Origin of the sequence: Yunchengibacter salinarum (assembly GCF_037658235.1) — a bacterium.
In the GTDB taxonomy this organism is placed as follows: Bacteria; Pseudomonadota; Alphaproteobacteria; order Sphingomonadales; family Kordiimonadaceae; genus Yunchengibacter; species Yunchengibacter salinarum.
The window spans coordinates 88905-110503 of record NZ_JBBJLN010000007.1 but is presented as its reverse complement, the minus strand read 5'-3'; the positions used below and the strand labels follow the sequence as shown (position 1 = coordinate 110503).

Here is a 21599-nt window from a genome sequence, read left to right as displayed (position 1 = left end):
GGGAGGGCGGAAATGCGGCGTTCGGAGCAACAAGGGGAAGAGGCGGGCGTGCTGGCATTCATGCGCCCGGTGCTGACCTTTCTGGCATTGGCGCTGCTGGCGGTGACCATGGTGCCCGCTTCCGACCGGACGGCGGATCAGGCCGCCGGTCCAAGCCATCCGCTGGTCATTGCCCATCGCGGCGCCAGTGGACTGCTGCCGGAACACAGCCTGCCCGCCTATCTGCTCGGCATGGAACAGGGCGCGGATTATATCGAGCCCGATCTGGTGATGACGCGGGACGGCCATCTGGTGGTGCGGCACGATATTTACCTGTCCACCACCACCAATGTGGCGGACCTGCCCCGCTTCCGCGATCGCAAGCGCACCTTTGAAGGGCGGGAGGACTGGTTCGTTTTCGATTTCACCCTGAAGGAACTGCGCGGCCTGCGTGTGCGCCAACCGCGCCCGGAGCGGGGGCAGGGCCATGATGGCCGCTATCCGGTGATGACCCTGTGGGAGGTGATCGCCGCCGTGGCCGCCTATGATCGCCCCGTGGGGGTGTATCCTGAAATCAAGCGCCCGGACCTGTTCATATCCCTTGGGCTGGACCCGACGGAGCCGCTGCTCGCCGCGCTGGATGTTGTGGAGTCGCTGGGGCTGCCGGTTTATGTGCAAAGCTTCAACGGCCCTTATTTGCGCCGGCTGGCCGAGGCGGGGGTGAAGCCGCTGGTTCTGAATGTCTATCGCCGGGAGGATGGCACCATCAGCACCCCCATCGCCCCATATGCGGACGTGGTGGATGCCATCGGCGCGGACAAGCGGCTGCTGTTCGACGATGACGGGACCAGCGATTTCCTGGCGCGTGCCCATGATCTGGGGCTGGACGTGCACGCATGGACCATCCGGGATGACGATGTGCCCGCGCGGTTCGATTCCGTGCAGGCGGAGCTATCGGCCCTGTTCGCCATGGGGGTGGACGGCGTGTTTGCCGACTTTCCGGCCACCGTCCGCACCGTGCCTGGCCGCATTAGCGGGGAGCGGGCGCCGTGAAAGACATGGTGAAAGGCATTCTGGTCGCCCTGCTGGCCCTGATTTTGTTGCGCAGTGGCATAGAACTTGTCTTCGGCCTGGCCGGCCTTTGACGCCGCCTTTTCCCACCCGGTGGTTCAGGGCCGGTTTCTTCAGTCCGCGTCGTCCCTGCCGTCGGGGAAGGGGCGCCCCAGCGGGAACGGTTTGTGATCACTGGCGAATCCCAGATAGGCCATCACATCCCCCACATAGCCCCCAAGCCCCGCGATCAGGCGGCCCAGGCCGTCATGGGGCGTGGCCTTCAGCAGGGTGACGATGAACTGCACCGCCGTGAGAAACAGGGCCACGAACAGGGCGAAATAGCCCAGAACGCCGAACAGGATCATGAAGACCAGCCGGGCCAGCATACCGGGCCAGTCCCGGTTCTTCAGATCGGCCAGCGCTTCCGCGTCATTGCTGTGCGGGGCCGCGCCGGGCGCACTGTCCCCCGCTGTGGCGGAGGCCGTGTTCGTTTCGGATGCCGAGTCCGTCGCCCCGGCGGAGGACTGGCCATGGGCCGTGGCCTCGCCGGACGGAATCACATCCTGCTCCGAGCCACTGGTGGCCCGCTTTTCCGCCGCTTTTGTCCTGGCGGATTTGGTCGAGGTGGTCTGCGCCGCCTGTGATCTGGTCGCCTGCCGCTTCCCGCTCGTCTGGGTGGTCGCGGATTTTGCGCTGCTGCTTGCCGATGCCTTTGTGGCGCGGCGGGCGCCGGTGGTTTTTTGCGTCTTTGGCTTTTGCGCCGTGGTCTTTTGCGTCTTTGGCTTTTGCGCCGTGGTCTTTTGCGCTGTCTTGCCCGCGGTCGCTTTCACATCGGTCGCGTCCGCGGTGGCTTTGCTGTCGGCGTCGGTGTTTGCCTTGTTGGTCTCGTCGGCCATCATACCCCCCTTTCATGCACGCGGGGCACTGCTTGCGCCCGACATGCTGAAATGCTTTCCAACCTTAACAGATGTGCATTCCCGTGGCGCAGGTCAAGATGGGGTTGCTATCCGCCCGATCTGTTGCCCTTATCCCAGGGCACGTCCCCGTCCAGCATGGCGGTGGCCTGCTCGCCAGGTACGGGGCGGGAATAGAAGAAGCCCTGCACATTGTGGAAATCCAGGCTGTGCAGCATTTCGATATGGTGCATGTCCTCGATCCCCTCGGCCACCAGATCATTGCCCAGATTGCGGGCCAGCTTGCCGATCATGTCCAGAATGCGATAGGGGGCATTGTCATATTGAAGCTGGTTAATGAAGTTCCGGTCGATCTTGATGATGTCTATGGGGAAATGGTGCAGGTAATTCAGGGATGAATAGCCGGTGCCGAAATCATCCAGCGCCACTTTCACGCCCAGGGCCCTTAGCCGGGTCAGGCATTCGCTGATGGATTCCGGATTTGCCATGATCGCCGTTTCGGTCAGTTCCACCCGGATGAAGCGCCCATCGAGCCGGTGCTTCTCAAGGCAGCTCTGGACCATGCCAACCACATCATCCCGCCCGAACTGGATGCCCGAAACATTCACATTCACCGGCAGGGCGCGATCTTCGCCCTTCAGGTCGATCCAGTGGCGCACCTGCGCACAGGCGGCGTTCAGGGCCCAGCGGCCCAGGTCCACGATGATGCCGGTTTCCTCGGCCAGCGGGATGAACTCGCCGGGGGAGACAAAGCCCCTTTCCCGGTGGTTCCAGCGGGCGAGCGCCTCGAAGCCGACCAGCGTGTTGCTTCTGATGTCCACCAGTGGCTGATAGTGCAGGGCCAGTTCATCCCGCTCCACCGCGCGGCGCAATTCCGTTTCCAGATGAAACTGGCTGCGGGCGCGCTGGTGGCTTTCCCGCCTGTAGCTTTCCGTGCGCGACTTGCCCGCCGACTTGGCCGTGTGCATGGCGAAGTCCGCGTCCCGGATCAGGTCTTCCGGGTGGGCGGAACTGGACCGTGTGGTGGCCAGCCCCACCGAGACGGAGGTGAACACCTCATTGCCATCCAGATCGAAGGGCTGACGGGTGATCTTGTGTATCCGGTCGCTGATTTCGGCCACATCGTCGAAATCGGTGCAGCGCCCCACCAGTATGGCGAACTCGTCCCCCGAAAGGCGGGCCAGCGTGTCATGGGCGCGGATGCAGCGCTTCAGGGCCGACGCCAGCGAGACCAGGAAGCGATCGCCGGCGCTGTGGCCGAAGCTTTCGTTGATCTGCTGGAAGCGATCGATATTGACGATCAGCACCGCGCAGCCCACCTCGCCGCCGGTGCGCTGGTAATCGGTTACCGCTTCTTCCAGCTTGTTGCGGAACAGCACCCGGTTGGGCAGGCCGGTCAGCGAATCATGAAAGGCGTGGTGCAGCAGATTGCGTTCCGCCAGCTTTTCCGCCGTGCGGTCCTCAATGGTGCAGACCACCTGATAGACCCGATCTTCATGATCCCAGAGCGGGTAAAGCTGGGATGTGAGATAATGTTCCATGGCGCCGGTCTGATAGCCCCACTCGAAGCGGGACTCGCGGCCCAGCCGGAACACTTCAAACACATGGTTGGAAAAGGTGTTGGCATCCTGCAACACGGACACCTTGTCCAGCGGGCAGGGAAGCACGGTGCTGTCGTCTATTTCCAGCACGCGAGAGGCCATGTGATTGACAAAAAGGATGCGCAGGGTGCCGTCCAGATCCAGGCCGCAGATCATCACGCCCAGCGGCAGGCCATTGATGACCGCGCTTGTGTTGACAATGCTGGACCCCGTCCTGACGCCGGCGCCCAGCAATTCATCCGGGATGGAGAGGTCGGGTTCGCCGGGGTATGGGGAATGATTCTGGAACTGCACCACGGAGGATTGTCGTCCTTCAGTTTTTGGTTACCTGCTGAAATCCCAGGGATCGCCATGGCCCGGATATGACCATGTTCGCCCGGCAGCCGGTATAATATGCGCTCAATCTCTAAACATTTTGTGAAACCGATATGATTTAACCCTGCACCATAGCGGAGATCAATCCTTGGTTAACATTGTTGACCAATTTATCGGGCCGACACGTGATCACCCATGAAAAAACCCCCGGCACCGGGGCGCCGGGGGTCTGGATAATGGCGGGGCCGGCGTGGCCCCGGACCCTCAGCTACAGCCGCTTGTGGCGCCGCAGGTGTCGCATTTCATGCAGGTGCCATTGCGGACCAGCGTGAAATTGCCGCAGTCCCCGCAGGCATCCCCCTCATAGCCTTTCATGCGGGCCGCCAGGCGGGCATCGGCGGTGGCATCGGTGGCTCCATTGGCCATGGCGGTGCCCATGGTCACCCGTTCGGCGGTTGCCACCTCGGCTTTCACCGCAGTTTCCCCGTCCGACGAGGGGGCGGGATCGCCGTCTTTCCGGGTCCGGCCAATATCGGTCAGCTTGCTGCCGCGCACATAGCCGGTGGATGCCAGCGCCTGCACCCGTTCCAGGGCTTCGGTCACTTCGTCGTCCAGTTCCGGCAGGCCGTCCGCCTTGTCGCCGCGACCGGTGGTGTCGGGGTGGAAATCCGCTGGTGCGGCATGGGCCAGGTCTTCCCGGCCCAGATAGGAAATCGCCAGTTCGCGGAAGATATAATCCAGCAGGGATGTGGCCATTTTGATCGTGTCATTGCCTTCCACCCGACCAAAGGGCTCGAAGCGGGTGAAGGTGAAGGCATCCACGAATTCCTCCAGCGGCACGCCATATTGCAGGCCGATGGAGATGGCGATGGCGAAATTGTTCATCAGCGATCGGAAGGCGGCCCCTTCCTTGTGCATGTCGATGAAGATTTCCCCAAGCGAGCCATCGTCATATTCGCCGGTGCGCAGATAGACCTTGTGGCCGCCCACCATGGCTTTCTGGGTATAGCCCTTGCGCCGTTCGGGCAGGCGCGCGCGCCGGGCGGCTTCCCGCTCCACGGTGACGATGCGTTCCACCACTTTCTCGGCCATTTGCGCGGTGCGTTCGCCGACCGGCTCGTCCTCGTCCAGGTCGTCGCTGTCCACCAGCGCCGTGGACAGCGGCTGGCTCAGCTTGGAGCCGTCCCGATACAGCGCATTGGCCTTCACAGCCAGCGACCAGCTCAGCTCATAGGCTTTCATGCAGTCCTCGATCGTGGCCGAGCCGGGCATGTTGATGGTTTTGGAAATGGCCCCGGAAATAAAGGGCTGGGCCGCCGCCATCATGCGGATATGGCTTTCCCAGGACAGATAGCGCTTGCCCACCTTGCCACAGGGGTTGGCGCAGTCGAACACACTGTAATGTTCTTCTTTCAGATGGGGCGCGCCTTCCAGCGTCATCGCGCCGCAGCAATACAGGTTGGCGGCGTCGATCTGGTCGCGGCTGAAGCCGAGCGCCTTCAGCATGTCGAAGGTCATGTCGGTAAGCTGGGCATCGGTGAAGCCGAGCGTGTCCCGGCAGAAATCGGCGCCCAGAGTCCATTGGTTGAAGACGAACTTGATGTCGAAGGCGTTCTTCAACTGCTGGCGCAGAATATCGATCTCCCGGTCACCGAAGCCTTTCTGGCGCAGGGCCTTGAAATCCACGCCCGGCGCGTCTTCCAGCGTGCCATGGCCCACGGCATAGTCCACGATGGCTTTTCGTTCGTCTTTTGAATATCCAAGAACATCAAGGGCTTGCGGAACGATCCTGTTAATGATCTTGAAATAGCCGCCACCCGCCAGCTTCTTGAACTTGACCAGCGCGAAATCGGGTTCAATGCCGGTGGTGTCGCAATCCATCACCAGGCCAATGGTGCCGGTGGGGGCGACCACGGTGGCCTGGGCATTGCGGAAGCCGAACTGTTCGCCCAGCTCCAGCGCCCGATCCCATGCGGCGCCCGCGGCCCCGGCCAGCTTCTGGTCCGGGCAGTGGGCGATATCCAGCGGCACGGGGCGGGTGTTCAGGGCCTCATAGCCGTCCGTCTGGCCATAGGCCGCGCGGCGGTGATTGCGGATCACCCGAAGCATGGGCTCCGCATTCTTCTTGTAGCCGGGGAAAGCGCCAAGTTCACCGGCCATTTCGGCGGAGGTGGCATAGGCTTGCCCCGTCATCAGCGCGGTGATGGCGCCGCAAAGCGCCCGGCCCGCCACGCTGTCATAGGAATGGCCCAGGCTCATCAGCAGGCCGCCCAGATTGGCATAGCCCAGCCCCAGCGTGCGGAAATCATAGGACAGCCGCGCGATCTCTCTGGATGGGAACTGTGCCATCATCACGGACACTTCCAGCGTCAATGTCCACAGCCGGCAGGCATGTTGAAAGCCCTTCACATCGAAGCCGCCCGCTTTCTCGCGGAAGGTCATCAGGTTCAGGCTGGCCAGATTGCAGGCGGTGTCATCCAGGAACATGTATTCCGAGCACGGATTGGACGCCCGGATTTCCCCTGAATTGGGGCAGGTGTGCCAGTCATTGATGGTGGTGTGGAACTGAATACCAGGATCGGCGCAGGACCAGGCGGCATAGCCCACATCGCTCCACAGCTCGGCGGCATTGATGGTGCGCGCCACGGCGCCGTCCTTGCGGTTGGTCAGCGCCCAGTCCCCGCCGGTGCGGGCCGCATCCATGAAGGCGTCGGTCACGCGGATGGAATTGTTGGAATTCTGGCCCGAAACGGTCAGATAGGCTTCCGAATCCCAGTCCGTGTCATAGGTGGTGAACTCGATCGACGCAAAGCCCTGCCGCGCGAACTGAATCACGCGCTGAATATAGTTTTCCGACAGGTGCAGCTTGCGCGCGGCCAGGATTTCCCGCTTCAGCGCCTTGTTTTCGCGCGGGTCGAAAGCCTTGTCGCCGAGCGCGTCCTTTTGCTCATGGCAGGCTTTCATCACCCGGTTGAGATGGATCTCATTGAGCTTGGAGCCTGAAACAAGCGCGGCAACCTTTTGTTCTTCCGCCACTTTCCAGTTCACGAAACTTTCGATATCGGGGTGGTCGATATCCACCACCACCATCTTGGCGGCCCGCCGTGTGGTGCCGCCGGACTTGATCGCGCCCGCCGCCCGGTCGCCGATCTTGAGAAAGCTCATCAGGCCGGAGGACTTGCCGCCGCCGGACAGCGGCTCCCCTTCGCCGCGAATGGATGAGAAATTGGTGCCGGTGCCGGAGCCGTATTTGAACAGGCGCGCTTCCCGCGTCCACAGGTCCATGATGCCGCCTTCATTCACCAGATCATCCCCCACGGACTGGATGAAGCAGGCATGGGGCTGCGGGTGCTCATAGGCGCTTTTGGACTTCACCAGCTTGCCGGTCTTGTAGTCCACATAATGGTGGCCCTGGGCCGGGCCGTCGATGCCATAGGCCCAGTGCAGCCCGGTATTGAACCATTGCGGGCTGTTGGGCGCGGCCATCTGGCTCGCCAGCATGTAGCGCATTTCGTCGAAATAGGCGCGGGCATCGTCTTCCGCATCGAAATAGCCGCCCTTCCAGGCCCAATAGGTCCAGGTGCCGGCGAGCCGGTCGAACACCTGCTTGGCGCTGGATTCATGACAGGTGCGCTGGGATTCGGGCAGGTCCTTCAGGGCCTGGGTATCGGCCTTGCGGCGCCACAGCCAGGACGGCACATCGTTTTCTTCCACCGGCTTGAGGGCCTTTGGCACCCCGGCCTTGCGGAAATATTTCTGTGCCAGAACATCGGTGGCCACCTGGCTCCAGGTGGCGGGCACCTCCACTTCGGGCATGGCGAACACCACGCTGCCATCGGGATTGCGAATCTCGCTCGTGGAGGTGGTCCAGTCCAACTGTGCATAAGGGCTTTCGCCCGCCTTGGTGTAATGTCTTTCGATGCGCATGGGTCGTGCCCCCCTGAAATCATGACGCGCGCCCGTCATGGTGGCCGGTGAACCGAGCTCTGGCGGGCCCCTGTACCCACCTTATAGTATTTGCTCAGGCCACGCATCGCGCGCGTTTGCTATAAAACTATTATGCCCCAAGCCCCCGGATAAGGACATTCGGCGACATGCCAACGACCAGTGCAATCACTGGTGCCGACAAACGCGCCGACACAACATATGGGGTGTGCCTCCTTGGGCGCCCACAACGTTATGTTTGGATCATGCCTTTGCCAAGTGGAAAATCCAAATCATTGCCGTTGACAAACAGGGGGTCGGATCGGCCTCTCCGGCTCGACTCGTGGTGGTGCAAAAGGTTGGCGGTTGATGTTAAGAAAGGGGTGTGTGGATGGCGGTGCGATGCCCCCGATTTTCACATTTTCGGCGTGCGATCCGGGCGTCAATGTGCGTCTGCACGCTTCACCTGTGGGGGGAAACGTGCTAGAGACCGCCCGTGACCGGCATGGGGGTTTGTAAAACCCTCGCCGAACAACGAAAAGCCCGCATCTCAGGGCGCTGTCAGCGAGAGGCTGTTCATGCTTGGAAAGATCTTTTCGTCGCCCGTTTTCACCTGGTGGAATTCCGCCACGATCGGCACGCGCCTGTTCACGAGTCGCAAGGGCGTGAAGGTTGGTGAGGACGAGGCCGGGAACCTGTATTACCGCGAAAAGGGCGGTGATCGCCGCTGGGTCATCTATAAGGGTGGCCCGGTGGAAGCAAGCCGGGTGCCCCCGGAATGGCATGCGTGGCTGCATCGCATGGTGGATGACCCGCCCAGCGAAAAGCCGCTCAAGCGCCAAAGCTGGGAAAAGGATCACAAACCCAATCTGACCGGCACGGACGGGGCCTATTTCCCGCCCGGCAGCCTGTGGCGCGCCAGTGACCGGGCCGCAACCACCGGGGATTATGAAGCCTGGAAGCCGGAATAGGGCCGGGCGATTCCCCTTGAAATGCGGGGTGTCGTCTGTCGGTTCGCTGTGAACCGGGGGGCGTTGCCCGCTTGAGCATGGCGCCGGGCCATTCCCGGCGGAGAAAGGATGAAGCCGTGTCTAGCAATCTGATCGAATCCGTGATCGGTGCTCTGGTGCTGGTGGTGGCAGGCTGGTTTCTGGTGTTTGCCTATGACCAGTCGGAAGCGTCGGTGGGCAATGGCTATACCCTGCAAGCCCGTTTCGACAAGATCGATGGCCTGACGATGGGGGGCGATGTGCGCCTGTCCGGCATCAAGGTGGGCACGGTGGTGGACCAGCGCATTGACCCCAAGACCTATCAGGCCGTGGTTACCTTTTCCGTGCGTAACGGGATCGACCTGCCCACGGATACCGCCGTGGCCGTAACCTCCGAAAGCCTGCTGGGCGGCAAATATCTTGCGGTCATTCCGGGTGGGATGCCCGACATGCTGGCCCCCGGCGATGAGATTTCGGAAACGCAGGATTCGGTCGATCTGATGGGGCTGATCGGCAAATTCATGGTCAGTGACAGCGGCGGCAATGAGTCCGGTGGCAATAACTGAACCCGGAATCTGGCCGGGCGGGGTGGCACGCCGGGCGGGTATCCGTCCCCGCTTTTGGTCCCGTCCAGCCCGCGCGGCGGTGGCGCTGGCGCTGTTGCTGTCGGGCTGGCTGATACTGGCCCCGATGCCCGGCCTGATGGCACAGGATGCGGGCATATCCCGCAGCGAGCCTGACGCCCTGCCAGCCGTGCCGGCGGAACAGCCGGGCCGGGATGCCCGTGCCGTGGTCCTGCGCGCGCTGGACAAGATCACCGCCCGCACCACGGAGATCGTCATTCCGGTGGGGGAAAGCCGCTCTTTCGGCACCCTGACCATCAAGGCGCGCTATTGCCGGTCCCGCCCGCCGATCGAACCACCGGAAACGTTCGCCTATCTGACCATCACCGATTCCGGGCGCCGCAATGAGGCGGGCGCCGAGGGGCCGGTTTTTCAGGGCTGGATGATGGCGTCAAGCCCCGGCCTGCACGGGCTGGAGCATCCGGTTTACGATGTATGGGTGCTCAGGTGTAAAATGGCGGACGGATCGTCCGCGTCCGGTTGACGGTCCAGCCGGGTGAAATCCGCCTCCCGCATCATGGCATCACGCAGCCGGGCCTGATACTCGCCGCGGGGAATTTCCAGCGCCCCGAAGCGGGCCAGATGGGGCGTGACGAACTGGGTGTCCAGCAGGGTAAAGCCACCCGCGCGCAGCCGTGCCACCAGATAGACCAGCGCAACCTTGCTGGCGTCGCGTTTTGTGTGGAACATGCTTTCGCCGAAAAAAGCGCCCTTCAGGGCCAGGCCGTACAGACCGCCCACCAGGTCATCCCCTTGCCAGCATTCCACGCTGTGGGCATGGCCGCGCCGGTGCAGGCGGGTGAAGATATCCTGGATGCGATGGCTGATCCATGTGGTCTCCCGCCCGCTGCGGGACTGCGCGCAGCCCTTGACCACCTCGTCAAAGGCGCTGTCCACCCGGACCACAAAGGGCTGTTGGCGAATGCGTTTCGCCAGGGAGCCGGGGATGTGGAAGCGGTCCAGCGGTACAATGCCGCGCTGGTCCGGGTCCAGCCAGAACAGTTCCCCGTCGCCCCGGTCCTCGGCCATGGGGAAAATGCCGGATGCATAAGCCTTGATCACGATATCCGGCGTGATGGGGTCGGGTTCCCCGACCCCCTGGGCGTCATTCAGCATGATTGTCCCGGTCGTTTCATGGCGCTTGGCCTCCTGGTCGCGGCTAATGGTGCCGCCCATGCCGGGCGACGCCTTATCCGCCCTGCTTGGCCTTCAGCAGTTTCTCCAGCCAGTGTATATCGTATTCGCCTGCCTTGAAATCTTCGTTTTCCACCAGGTCGCGATGAAGCGGCAGGGTGGTCTTGATCCCCTCGATCACATATTCCTCCAGCGATCGACGAAGCCGCAGCAGGGCGCCCGCGCGGGTGTGGCCGGATACGATCAGCTTGGCGATCATGCTGTCATAGTGGGGCGGAATGCGATACCCGGCGTAGGCGCCGCTGTCCGCGCGGACATTCAGGCCGCCCGGCGCGTGATATTGGGTGATGGTGCCGGGGCAGGGGGCGAAGGTGTCCGGGTCTTCCGCATTGATGCGACATTCAAAGGCGTGCCCGGAAAAGTGGATGTCTTCCTGACCATAGCCCAGTTCCTCGCCGCTGGCCACGCGGATCTGTTCCCGCACCAGGTCGATCCGGGTGATCATTTCGGTCACCGGGTGTTCCACCTGAAGGCGGGTATTCATTTCAATGAAAAAGAATTCCCCATCTTCATACAGAAATTCGATGGTGCCCGCGCCGCGATAGCCGAACTGGGCCATGGCGTCCGCCACCAGCTTGCCCACGCGGGCGCGGGTTTCGGCATCGATCACGGGGGAGGGCGCTTCTTCCAGCACTTTCTGGTGGCGCCGTTGCAGGGAGCAGTCCCGCTCCCCCAGATGGACGCAATTGCCGTGAGTGTCGCCCAGGATCTGGAATTCAATGTGGCGGGGGCGGCCCAGGAACTTTTCGATATAGACCGCGTCATCGCCGAAGGATGCTGCCGCCTCGTTGCGGCAGGCGGTGAGGGCGCCGGGCAGGTCATCCGCCTTTTCCACCACCTTCATGCCGCGCCCGCCGCCGCCGGATGCCGCCTTGACGATCACCGGATAGCCGATGTCCGCGGCGATGCGGGCGGCGGTGGCGTCGTCCGTCACGCCGCCGTCGGAGCCCGGTACCACGGGCACGCCCAGGGCCTTCATGGTTTCCTTGGCGGTGATCTTGTCGCCCATTTTGCGGATATGTTCCGCCGTGGGGCCGATAAAGGTGATGCCGTGGTCTTCCACGATCTCGGCGAATTTGGCGTTTTCCGAAAGGAAGCCATAGCCCGGATGGATGGCATCGGCGCCGGACACTTCCGCCGCGGCCATTATGGCGGGAATGTTCAGATAACTTTTCGCTGACGGCGGCGGGCCGATGCAGACCGATTCGTCCGCAAGACGCACATGCATGGCGTCCGCGTCGGCGGTGGAGTGGACGGCCACCGTGGCGATGCCCATTTCGTGGCAGGCCCGGTGAATGCGCAGGGCGATTTCGCCGCGGTTGGCGATAAGGACTTTCTTGAACATGCGCTCTCCTGAGCAGGCGACCTGATGGGGTGCGGCAATGCCGATTTTCTGAAGGGTGCGGCGTCAGGCAATCACGCAGAGCGGTTCGCCATATTCCACCGGTTCGCCATTGACGAAGCGGATTTCCTTGACCGTGCCGCCATGGGGCGTGTTGATCTGGTTCATCACTTTCATGGCCTCGATGATGCAGATGGTGTCCCCCGCATTCACCTTGTCCCCCACCTTGATGAAGGCAGGCTCGTCCGGCGAGGGCGCTGTGTAGACCGTGCCCACCATGGGCGCCGGTACGATGCTGGCGTCATCCACTGACGGGGCGGCGCTGGCCGGGGCGCTTTCCGCCGCGGGTGCGGGCGCGGGCGCCGGAGCCTGCGGCGCAGCGGGAGCCGGGGCCGCGGCATAGCCGGGCGCGGTGGTTTCGCGCGCAACGCGGATGCGGAATTCGTCTTCCTCCACCTCGATCTCCGACAGGGTGGATTTATCCAGCATCTCCGCAAGTTCACGGATCAGGTCGCGGTAATCATTCATCTTGGACATGGTCGGCTCTCCCCTTGCGACGGCCAAGAGCGGCGGCGCCGTCTTTCCGGGCGACCGCTGTTCGGCGCGGCAGACCCCGTCCGACGGGGCGGCTTCATGGTGAATCGGGCGCCAGCATATCCGAGAGGGCCTGAAGCGCAAGCGTGTAACCCCGCGCGCCGAGCCCGACAATGCTGCCGGAGACCACCGGCGCAATCATCGATGTGTGGCGCACGGTCTCCCGTGCATGAATATTGCTCAGATGCACTTCGATCACGGGTATGGACAGGGCGGCCACCGCATCGCGCAGGGCCAGCGATGTGTGGGTATAGGCTGCCGCGTTCAGAATCAGCCCGTCAGCCGAGCGCCCGGCTTCCTGCACCCAGTCGATCAGTGTGCCTTCATGGTTGGTCTGCCGGCAATCCAGCCGCAGGTCCAGCCGGTGTGCCTGCCGGGCCAGCCCCTCATGAATGGCCGACAGCGTGGTGGTGCCGTAGATTTCCGGCTCGCGGGTGCCCAGAAGATTGAGATTGGGGCCGCCCAGAACAATGATTTCCCTTGGCGGTGTGGTGTCGGTCATGGTGGCTGCTCCCCGAATATGTGCCGGCGGCCTCTGCTTGATGCGTACCATATAATGCCATATGTGAGAGAAGGCCAAGGGGTGGCGGGATGCTCACCCCGGATTTCAACACTCCAACAGGGGCCGACAGTGCGATTGATCGTCAATGGCGAAACAAGGGATGTGGACGCGGATGAGGGCGGGGACGGCCTCACCGTCCACGCCTTTCTGGAAACACTGGGGCTGAACCCAAGGAAAGTGGCGGTGGAGCGCAATCTGGAAATTGTGCCCCGGTCCACATTTGAAGAAACCCGGCTGGCCGACGGCGACCGGCTGGAAATAGTGCATTTTATTGGCGGGGGTACGGCGTGAACGCACAGCAGGTAACGGATCGCGAACAACAGGATGACGGCTGGGAACTGGCCGGGCGGCGCTATCAATCCCGCCTGATCGTGGGAACCGGCAAATACAGGGATTTTGACGAAACCGCCCGCGCCGTGGCGGCCAGTGGCGCGGAAATCGTGACCGTGGCGGTGCGGCGGGTGAACGTGTCCGACCCCAGCCAGCCGGTGTTGATGGACTATGTGGACCCGGACAAGGTGACCTATCTGCCCAATACGGCGGGCTGTTTCACTGCCGAGGATGCCGTGCGGACGCTGCGTCTGGCGCGGGAAGCGGGCGGCTGGTCGCTGGTGAAGCTGGAAGTGCTGGGCGACAAGAAGACCCTGTATCCCGATATGGTCGAGACCCTGCGCGCCGCCGAGCAGCTTGTGGATGATGGTTTTCAGGTGATGGTCTATTGCAATGATGACCCGATCATGGCCCGCAGGCTGGAGGAAATCGGTTGCGTGGCGATCATGCCGCTGGGCGCGCCCATCGGGTCCGGGCTGGGCATCCAGAATCCGGTGCAGATCCGGCTGCTGCTGGAACAGGCGCGTGTGCCGGTGCTGGTGGATGCGGGGGTCGGGGCTGCTTCCGATGCGGCACAGGCTATGGAGCTTGGCTGCGACGGGGTGCTGATGAACACCGCCATTGCCGAAGCTAAAGACCCGGTGCGCATGGCGCGGGCCATGCGCCGGGCGGTTCAGGCGGGCCGGGACAGCTATCTGGCCGGGCGTATGCCAAGGAAAAAATATGCCGATCCCAGTTCGCCGCTGGCCGGTCTGATCTAGAACCGTTCAGGTCGGTTCGGGGTCAGGCCCATATCCCGGCCTGGGCCATGGGATCATTGACGGAAAAACCCCGCCCCGGATTGTCGGGGCGGGGTTTTCATGTCTCCGGCGCGGTGCGCGGCGGCGCGGATCAGCGGCCACTGTCTTCCGCGTTCTTGGCGCGGGCCTTGGCCACGGCGTTCTTCAGGGCGCCATAGCCCTCCGCGCCCTGAATGATCTCGTCGCCAATGATATAGGCGGGGGTGCCGGAAAAGCCGATATCCCGGCCAATGGCCAGATTGTTCTGAATCCGCTTTTCCACCAGCTTGTGGCCCATGTCATCTTTCAGTTGCGCCACATCCAGCCCCAGTTCGGCGGCCACGTCATAGAGTGTCTGTTCGGTCAGGCTGCCGTCCCGCGTCATCAGGGCGGTGTGATATTCACCGAACGCGTCCTGGCGATGCGCGGCCAGCGCGGCGCGGGCCGCCATGCGGGACATTTGCGCGCTGCCTTCCTGATCCAGAATGGGGAACTGCTTGGGCATGAAGCGGATATTGCCGTCTTCCTTCACCAGCTTGCGCACGGCGGGGAAATGGCGGCGGCAGAAACCGCAGCGATAATCGAAAAACTCGATCACCGTCACATCACCCTGCGGATTGCCCATCTGGGGCGCGTCCTCGGCGGTCAGCGTGCCGCGGTACAGTTCCACCTTGGGCAGGATGCGGGCCATTTGCTGGCGCTTCTGCCAGGTCTGGATGGCCTGCACGACGATTTCCGGGTTTTCTTCCAGATAGGCATCGATCACGCGGCGGATTTTTTCCGTCTCGGCGGCGTCGGCACCGGTGTCGTTCGTCGATTGGGCATGGCCTGACAGGCTCGCGCCGGTTGCAAGGCCGAGAAGGGCAAGCGCTGACAGGAAAGCAAACAGGGGGCGCATGGCGAACCATCCTTTTGGTTTTCAATTTCGATCAGGTGTCGGTTATGACCGCTGAAGCCTTGTGCGGCAAGGGGTGTTCACAACCTTGTCACATGGGGCGGGGCGCCGTGTGAAGGCCGTCCCGGCATGGCAAAGGCCGGCTTAACGGCGGCGACGCTGCTGGCGGGATGATCTTTCCGCCGCATCCTTGGTGACCAGGAAAATGTCCTGTGCGCGCAGCCAGTCCGCCGTGCCCTTGTCCAGTTCCTCCATGGCGCGGTGGGCGTGCCGGGCGGCCATATGGGCCACCCCGCCGCTGTAATAGCGTTCCGCCGTGGCCAGGTTGGCCAGCGCGGTCTTGTCCAGCGCGGCATAGGCGCGGGCCATCTGGAACCAGGCAAAGCTGTTGTCCGGTTGCAGCCGGGTGGCGCGGCGCAGCACTCTGGTCGCTTCCTTGTAATGGTCCGTATTGTCGGTGGCCACCAGCGCCTGCCCCAGCGCGGCGATCAGCAGGGGCTCTTCCGGTGCCAGGCTAACCGCCTCGCGGAAGACGGGCAGGCTGTCCTGAATGCGCCCCGCCTCGAACAGAATCTGGCCCTTGATCTCGTGGAAAAAGGGATTGTCCGGCTCCGCCTCGATCAGGGCGTTGGCTTCTTCCAGCGCCCAGTCCCATTCCAGCGCCTTGTGATAGGCATAGGCGCGGGCATAGTGGGCGTTGACGCTCTGGTCCCGATCCGGGGGATATTCATTCACCGTGGCCTGCGGATTTTTCAGATAACCCACCATCTTGGCCTGGATTCGTTTCAGGCGGCGGTCATGGTCCCGGTTTGGCGGATCGCCATAATAGTCGGAGCTTTCCACCCGCTTTTGCAGGGCCAGCAGGCGCTGGCGACCGATCGGGTGGCTGCGTACATAAGGGTCCTGGCGTACATTGGCCAGCACTTCCTGATCCCGCAGCGTGTCCAGAAACGCCATCAGCCCTTCGCCGCTGGCCTCCACCGCATTCAGATAGTCCAGCGCCGCCTGATCCGCCGTGCTTTCTTCCGAGCGGGTGTGGGACAGGAAATTGCGCTGCGCCGCGTTCTGCCCGGCCATCATCACCCCCATGCCCGCATCGCCGCCGCCCAGCGCGATGGCGGCCGCGCCCAGCACCATGGAAACGGCGGACATCAGCCCCATATTCCCCATGGCGGCGCGGCGGGTGACCGAGTGGCCACAGGCGATGTGGCAGGTCTCGTGGGCGATCACGCCCTTGAGCTGATTCACATTGTCCACCCGCATGATCAGGCCGGAATTGAGAAAGACGTTCTGCCCGCCCGTGACAAAGGCATTCAGGCTTTGATCATTGACGATATAGATGCGGACACTTTCCGGGGTCAGGCCGGCGGCCTCGAAGATCGGATTGGAAATGTCCCGCAGAAAGGATTCGGTTTCCGCATCGCGCAACAGGCTCTGGGCGTGCGCGGTCTGCCATGGCCACACCAGCGCGGCCAGCAGCAGAAAGATATGGGACAGGCGAAATCGCACGGGCGCCTCTTTCCAGCGAATTGGCATCAGGCGGTTACATTAGGGCCGGGTCTGTGAACGGTCAATGAATTGGCTGCGTGGACGGCATCTTCCTGCTAAACTGTTCCCGGCTCTGGTTCCGTAACCGGCTCTGGCCCCGCGACCGGTTCGGCATCCCGTCCCACGGACGGCACGGCTGGTCGCTGGCCCCTTGTGATGCGGGGCTGGGCGTGATGCGGTTGAGCCGTGACACGGGGACAGGAAAAAACGGCCCGGCACGACAGCGGAGAGAGCATGACCATGACGTTTCACGCGCGCACGCCTTCGGGGCGCACGTCTTCAAAACAGCCCCGACCTTCCGGGGGCGAGCATTTCGGCGCCACCCGCCGGGGCTTGCCGCTTGGCGCCACTGTGCGGCTGGGGCTGGTATCGGCTCTGGCGCTGTTCCTGGCCATTTTGCTGACACCGGGGGGCGTGTTCGGCCAATCACGGCAATCGGATGAAACGGCTGGCGGTGCCACAGGTGCCAGCGGCGCGGGTGCGCAGACGGGAACCCGCGTCGGCGATCTGGACGACGAAGACATGCTGAGCACAGGCCCCGCGGCCACGGGCAGGCCCGTCGATCTGCAATCCCTGCTGCTGGGCAATCGCACGGCGCGCCTTGCCAGTATCGAGGACGCCATCAAGCAGGTGCGCGCCTCGCTGGAAAAGGCGGATGAGGGCGAGGATCGCACGGCGCTGAAGGCCGCGCTCGATGCGCTGGAAGGCGCGCGGGAAACCCTGCTGGCGGAGCGGGGCCACCTGCTGGCCGGGCGATCCGGCCTGTTGACCGGTGGGCTCGGCGGCACGGCGGGGCTGAGCCGGATCGGCGGGCTGGTCTCTGTCCTGCAAAGCGAGGATCGGGTCAGCGCAACCGCACGCGGCGCCCTTGGGGATGCCATGACCCAGCTTGAAGGGGTGCTGGGCGATTTCCGCCTGGAGCTTGACGAAGAAGGCGCGGTGCGTCGCTTTCATCTGGACAGCGCGGCTAATGCCAGCCGCACCGACGCGGCGGCGCTGGAAGACCGCCTTCAAACCCGGATCGACAGGCTGAAGCGCCTTCAGACCAGCCTGAAAGACCGCCAGCGCGCGTTGGGTGAGACCGAAAACGGCGAAAAGGGTTCCGCCGACCCTGATGGTGATTCTGATGGCGGCGATGCCAGCGGTGCCCATGGCGCCAATGGCGGCTGACACCCGCCCTACCGCCACAGCACGGACCTATCCGACGGGCGCGACCGCGCCCCGCCGCCCCTGCGGCGCCCTAGCGGAGCGTGTGCGCAGCACACTTGCGTGAGCGGTACACAAAGCGCGCGACCGCGCCCCGCCGCCCCTGCGGCGCCCTCGCGGAGCCTTAGCGCGAAGCGCTCAGGCGTGAGCGGAAATAAAACAGCCCTACCCGCACCGGCGTTGCCTCTACCGGTGCTGCCCACGGCAGTGCCGGAGGCCACGACCGTGGCCCTCTGCCAGTGCGGCGCCCATTTGGAGCCGGGCGCGAAGCGCCAAGGCGTGAAATCAGAAAAGAGTTAATCTTCCGTGGGCCTGGCTTTTACATAGGTGCCGGGCGCGTCGGCCAGGGGCGGGTAGGGGCCCTTGGCGGGGTCCAGCGGGGCCACTTTCTTGCCCGACCGGCGCGACAGCCATTTGTGCCAGTCCGGCCACCAGGAGCCGGGGTGCTCTTTGGCGCCTTCCACGAAGCTGTCAAAATCGGTCAGCTTTTCGTCATTGGTCCAGTACTGGTATTTCTTGGCCTCTGGCGGGTTGATCACCCCGGCAATATGGCCGGAGCCCGCCAGCACGAAGCGCACAGGCCCGCCGAAATGGTCCGTGATCTTGAACACGGACTGGGCCGGGGCGATGTGGTCGTCGCGGCCCGCCTGCACATAGGACGGCGTTTCCACCTTGTGAATATCGATCGGCACACCGTTCAGGGTCATGGCTCCCGGCTTGATCAGGTCGTTATTGTGGTACATGTGGGTCAGATACTGCTTGTGAACCCCGCGCGCCAGATTGGTGCTGTCACAGTTCCAGTACAGCAGATCAAAGGCCATGGGCTCCTTGCCCAGAAGGTAATTATTTACCACATAGGACCAGATCAGGTCGTTGGAGCGCAGCATGTTGAAGGTCAGCGCCATGGAGCGCTTGTCCAGATAGCCCTTTTCCTCCATCAGCTTGTCGATGAATTCCAGTTGCTCGGAATCGACGAAGTTCATCAGATCCCCGGCCTCGGAAAAGTCCACCTGGGCGGTGAAGAAGGTGGCGGAACGCACCTGCTTTTCCTCCCCCACCTCATGCAGATAGGCGAGAACGGCGGCCAGCATGGTGCCCGCCACGCAATAGCCGATGGTGTTGACACTGGCCGCGCCGGTGATCTCCCGCGCGATCTGGATGGCCTCCAGATAGCCGTCTTTCAGATAGTCATCCAGCGTGGTGTCCGCGTATGTGCCGTCCGGGTTCACCCAGGACACCATGAAGACCGTGTAGCCCTGCGCCACCGCCCAGCGGACAAAGCTCTTTTTCTCGTTCAGGTCCAGAATGTAGAACTTGTTGATCCAGGGCGGGAAGATCAGCAGCGGCACTTCATAGACCGTTTCCGTGGTGGGGCTGTACTGGATCAGTTCGAACAGGGCATTGCGATAGACCACCTTGCCGGGTGTTACGGCCAGGTTCTTGCCCACTTCGAAGGCATCCAGATCGGTCATCTTGATCATCGGAACGCCGTCGCCGCGCTCCACATCCTCCAGCAGGTGCTGCATACCCTTAACCAGGTTCTGCCCCTTGCTGTCCAGGGTTTCGCGCAGCACATCCGGGTTGGTCATCATGTAATTGCTGGGGGACAGCGCATCCAGATACTGCTTGGTGAAGAAGTGCAGCTTGCGCTCGTCCCGGGTGTCCAGGTCTGTGGCTTTGGCAATGGTGTCCATGGTGTAGTGAGAGGCCAGCAGATAAGCCTGTTTGATGAAGTCGAACGGCCCTTCCTCGCTCCATGCCTCGCTCTTGAAGCGGCGATCGCTCTTGCCGGGGGTGATCACCGGCTCCGCTTCCTCGCCGCTGAGCGAGGCGCTCTGATTGCCGAGCAGTTTCATATAGTCCTGGAAAAAGGCCATCTGGTTCTGCACCAGCACGTCAGGCCGACTCATCAGATCGCGCGAAAAGGACAGCAGCGCCGGGGTAAGGTTCATCGGGTCCAGCGCCATGCGCAGGGCGTCCGGCTGCTGGTCCATGAATTCCTCCACCATGGTCCGGCTTTTTTCCGCCGCGTCCATGATGGTTTCGCTCATTTTCTCGAAGTCCGGCTCTCCGCCGAGGGCTGCGATAAAATCGTCACTCTGGCTCATCTGCCCGTCTCTCCCTGATGTTGCTGTCCCGGTCCGGTTCAGCCCCGGCGGCCCGTGTTCGCGCGGCGCGTCATGCGCCCTGATGACCGGCCCTCAGCGCCTGTTTTGCCGATTGCACGGCGGCGGCTAATGAATTAGAGCTAGCCACACATCGGCGCGCAGGGACCCGAGCCCAAGACTGTCCCCCCATCCATGCGGGGGAGTCAACCGTATCGGGCATGATGGGCGCCGGGTTGATGTTTCAGGGTTTTCAAACGGGCATAAGGAACCAGTGCGTACCATGGGTAAATCCAGCAAGACGAACACTCAGGCGGCCGATCAGGCAAAGGCGGATCAGGGCAGGGGCGACACGCTGGGCATCGGCATTGCCGGGCTTGGTACGGTGGGCGCCGGCGTGGTGCGGATTTTCAACGAAATGGGCGAAAAGCTGGCTGACCGCTCTGGCCGGGTCATGGCGATCCGCGCCGTTTCCGCGCGGGACCGCAGCCGCGATCGCGGGGTGGACCTGTCGCCGTTCCACTGGTGCGACAATCCGGTGGATGTGGCCTCTCATGACGATGTGGACCTGGTGGTGGAACTGATCGGCGGGTCCGACGGCCCGGCCCTTGCGCTGGCGCGGGAAACACTTGAGCGCGGCAAGGCTTTCGTGACCGCCAACAAGGCGCTGATCGCCACCCATGGCCGGGAACTGGCCGAGATCGCCGAACGCACAGGCGCCTTTCTGCGCTTCGAGGCGGCGGTGGCCGGCGGTATTCCCTGCATCAAGGCCCTGCGCGAAGGGCTGGTGGCCAATGAGATCGAAAGCGTGCACGGCATTCTCAACGGCACCTGCAACTATATCCTGACCCGCATGGAAAAAGAGGAACTGGCTTTTGGCGAGGTGCTGGAGGAAGCCCAGCGCCTCGGATATGCGGAAGCAGACCCCACCTTTGACATCGATGGCATCGATGCCGCCCATAAGACGGCGATCCTGGCCGCGCTGGCCTTTGGCACCGCGCCGGACCTCAGCCAGTTGCCCACCGAGGGCATCCGCACCATCGCGCCCGTGGATATCGATTATGCCCGCGATCTGGGCTATCGTATTCGCCTGCTTGGCGTGGCCCAGCGCACGGAAAAGGGGCTGGAAACCCGCGTCAACCCGGCCATGGTGCCCATAAGCGAGCCGCTCGCCAAGGTGGAAAACGCCACCAATGCGGTGGTGGTGCATGGCTCTTATGTGGGGCAGACCGTCTATGAAGGCCCCGGCGCGGGGCAGGGCCCCACCGCATCCGCCGTGGTGGCGGATATTGTGGATGTGGCGCGCGGCGCGGGCGGCCCGGCGCTGGGCGTGCCCGCGGGCAAGCTGACCCAACTTGAGACCGTTTCGCCGGAAGCGCATACGGGCACTTTCTATATTCGCCTGCGGGTGACCGATCAGCCGGGCGTGATGGCGGATATCACCCGCGCGCTGGGCGATGAGGGCGTGTCCATCAACAGCCTGTTGCAACGGGGCGAGCCGGAAGACGGCGGCATTTATATCGTGCTGACCACGCATGAAACCACCGAAGCGCGGATTTCCAAGGTGATCGGGCGCTTCGATGCGTTGGAAAGCGTGCTGGAAGCACCGACCATGCTGCGGATCGAGGCGTTTTCCTGAACGCTTC

The 21599-nt window shown here is 63.1% G+C and carries 16 protein-coding genes and 1 pseudogene; 7 read left to right on the top strand and 10 right to left on the bottom strand.

The genetic code is table 11. The features are described from left to right. Positions 1 to 12: 12 nt before the first annotated feature. Entirely contained in the window at positions 13 to 1032 is a 1020-nt protein-coding gene (locus WGH93_RS09230) for a glycerophosphodiester phosphodiesterase family protein (protein WP_374764591.1), read from the top strand. A 131-nt stretch (positions 1033 to 1163) separates the two neighbouring features. Here WGH93_RS09230 and WGH93_RS09225 read toward each other — a convergent pair whose 3' ends face one another. The 3 genes from WGH93_RS09225 to WGH93_RS09215 form a co-directional block, all read right to left on the bottom strand. Further along, positions 1164 to 1931 carry a DUF4389 domain-containing protein gene (locus WGH93_RS09225; protein ID WP_374764590.1) on the bottom strand — a complete coding sequence of 256 codons (768 nt, stop codon included), beginning with the start codon at positions 1929 to 1931 and terminating at the stop codon, positions 1164 to 1166. A 104-nt stretch (positions 1932 to 2035) separates the two neighbouring features. Beyond that, a complete protein-coding gene (locus WGH93_RS09220; protein WP_374764589.1) occupies positions 2036 to 3844 on the bottom strand; it encodes an EAL domain-containing protein in 1809 nt (602 codons plus the stop codon). A 282-nt stretch (positions 3845 to 4126) separates the two neighbouring features. Beyond that, a complete protein-coding gene (locus tag WGH93_RS09215; protein WP_374764588.1) occupies positions 4127 to 7789 on the bottom strand; it encodes a vitamin B12-dependent ribonucleotide reductase in 3663 nt (1220 codons plus the stop codon). A gap of 575 nt (positions 7790 to 8364) precedes the next feature. On the opposite strand from WGH93_RS09215, the gene WGH93_RS09210 reads away from it, so the two are divergent. From WGH93_RS09210 to WGH93_RS09200, 3 genes are all read left to right on the top strand, one after another. Further along, on the top strand, positions 8365 to 8757 hold the full coding sequence (locus WGH93_RS09210; protein ID WP_374764587.1) for an NADH:ubiquinone oxidoreductase subunit NDUFA12: 393 nt from the start codon (positions 8365 to 8367) through the stop codon (positions 8755 to 8757). 116 nt (positions 8758 to 8873) lie between these two features. Then, positions 8874 to 9341 (top strand): outer membrane lipid asymmetry maintenance protein MlaD, encoded by a 468-nt coding sequence (gene mlaD / locus WGH93_RS09205; protein WP_374764586.1) that lies wholly within the window; start codon positions 8874 to 8876, stop codon positions 9339 to 9341. Beyond that, positions 9328 to 9882 carry a DUF2155 domain-containing protein gene (locus WGH93_RS09200; protein ID WP_374764585.1) on the top strand — a complete coding sequence of 185 codons (555 nt, stop codon included), beginning with the start codon at positions 9328 to 9330 and terminating at the stop codon, positions 9880 to 9882. Before mlaD ends, WGH93_RS09200 begins: the two co-directional genes overlap by 14 nt. Here the strand turns inward: WGH93_RS09200 and aat are convergent. The 4 genes from aat to aroQ all read right to left on the bottom strand — a co-directional run bounded on the left by aat (position 9825) and on the right by aroQ (position 13030). Then, positions 9825 to 10514, bottom strand: a complete 690-nt coding sequence (aat, locus tag WGH93_RS09195) for a leucyl/phenylalanyl-tRNA--protein transferase (RefSeq protein WP_374764679.1) — start codon at positions 10512 to 10514, stop codon at positions 9825 to 9827. The two genes, WGH93_RS09200 and aat, sit on opposite strands and share 58 nt — an antisense overlap. 73 nt (positions 10515 to 10587) lie before the next feature. After that, positions 10588 to 11937 (bottom strand): acetyl-CoA carboxylase biotin carboxylase subunit, encoded by a 1350-nt coding sequence (accC, locus tag WGH93_RS09190; protein ID WP_374764584.1) that lies wholly within the window; start codon positions 11935 to 11937, stop codon positions 10588 to 10590. 63 nt (positions 11938 to 12000) lie between these two features. Then, positions 12001 to 12471 carry an acetyl-CoA carboxylase biotin carboxyl carrier protein gene (accB, locus tag WGH93_RS09185; RefSeq protein ID WP_374764583.1) on the bottom strand — a complete coding sequence of 157 codons (471 nt, stop codon included), beginning with the start codon at positions 12469 to 12471 and terminating at the stop codon, positions 12001 to 12003. A gap of 94 nt (positions 12472 to 12565) precedes the next feature. Next, positions 12566 to 13030, bottom strand: coding sequence for a type II 3-dehydroquinate dehydratase (aroQ, locus tag WGH93_RS09180; protein ID WP_374764582.1), 465 nt, complete (start codon positions 13028 to 13030; stop codon positions 12566 to 12568). A gap of 129 nt (positions 13031 to 13159) precedes the next feature. Between aroQ and thiS the strand changes: the two are divergent. Then, positions 13160 to 14181: pseudogene (thiS, locus tag WGH93_RS09175) on the top strand (sulfur carrier protein ThiS). Positions 14182 to 14311: 130 nt separating this feature from the next. Here the strand turns inward: thiS and WGH93_RS09170 are convergent. Both WGH93_RS09170 and WGH93_RS09165 read right to left on the bottom strand, forming a co-directional pair. Then, positions 14312 to 15097, bottom strand: coding sequence for a DsbA family protein (locus tag WGH93_RS09170; RefSeq protein ID WP_374764581.1), 786 nt, complete (start codon positions 15095 to 15097; stop codon positions 14312 to 14314). Positions 15098 to 15238: 141 nt separating this feature from the next. Then, positions 15239 to 16603 (bottom strand): M48 family metalloprotease, encoded by a 1365-nt coding sequence (locus WGH93_RS09165; protein ID WP_374764580.1) that lies wholly within the window; start codon positions 16601 to 16603, stop codon positions 15239 to 15241. A gap of 279 nt (positions 16604 to 16882) precedes the next feature. Here WGH93_RS09165 and WGH93_RS09160 point away from each other — a divergent pair, with 279 nt between their 5' ends. Further along, positions 16883 to 17812, top strand: a complete 930-nt coding sequence (locus WGH93_RS09160) for a hypothetical protein (protein WP_374764579.1) — start codon at positions 16883 to 16885, stop codon at positions 17810 to 17812. Positions 17813 to 18144: 332 nt separating this feature from the next. Here WGH93_RS09160 and WGH93_RS09155 read toward each other — a convergent pair whose 3' ends face one another. After that, positions 18145 to 19956, bottom strand: a complete 1812-nt coding sequence (locus WGH93_RS09155; protein ID WP_374764578.1) for a PHA/PHB synthase family protein — start codon at positions 19954 to 19956, stop codon at positions 18145 to 18147. A gap of 280 nt (positions 19957 to 20236) precedes the next feature. Between WGH93_RS09155 and WGH93_RS09150 the strand changes: the two genes are divergently transcribed. Next, positions 20237 to 21592 carry a homoserine dehydrogenase gene (locus WGH93_RS09150; protein ID WP_374764577.1) on the top strand — a complete coding sequence of 452 codons (1356 nt, stop codon included), beginning with the start codon at positions 20237 to 20239 and terminating at the stop codon, positions 21590 to 21592. Positions 21593 to 21599: the final 7 nt, after the last annotated feature.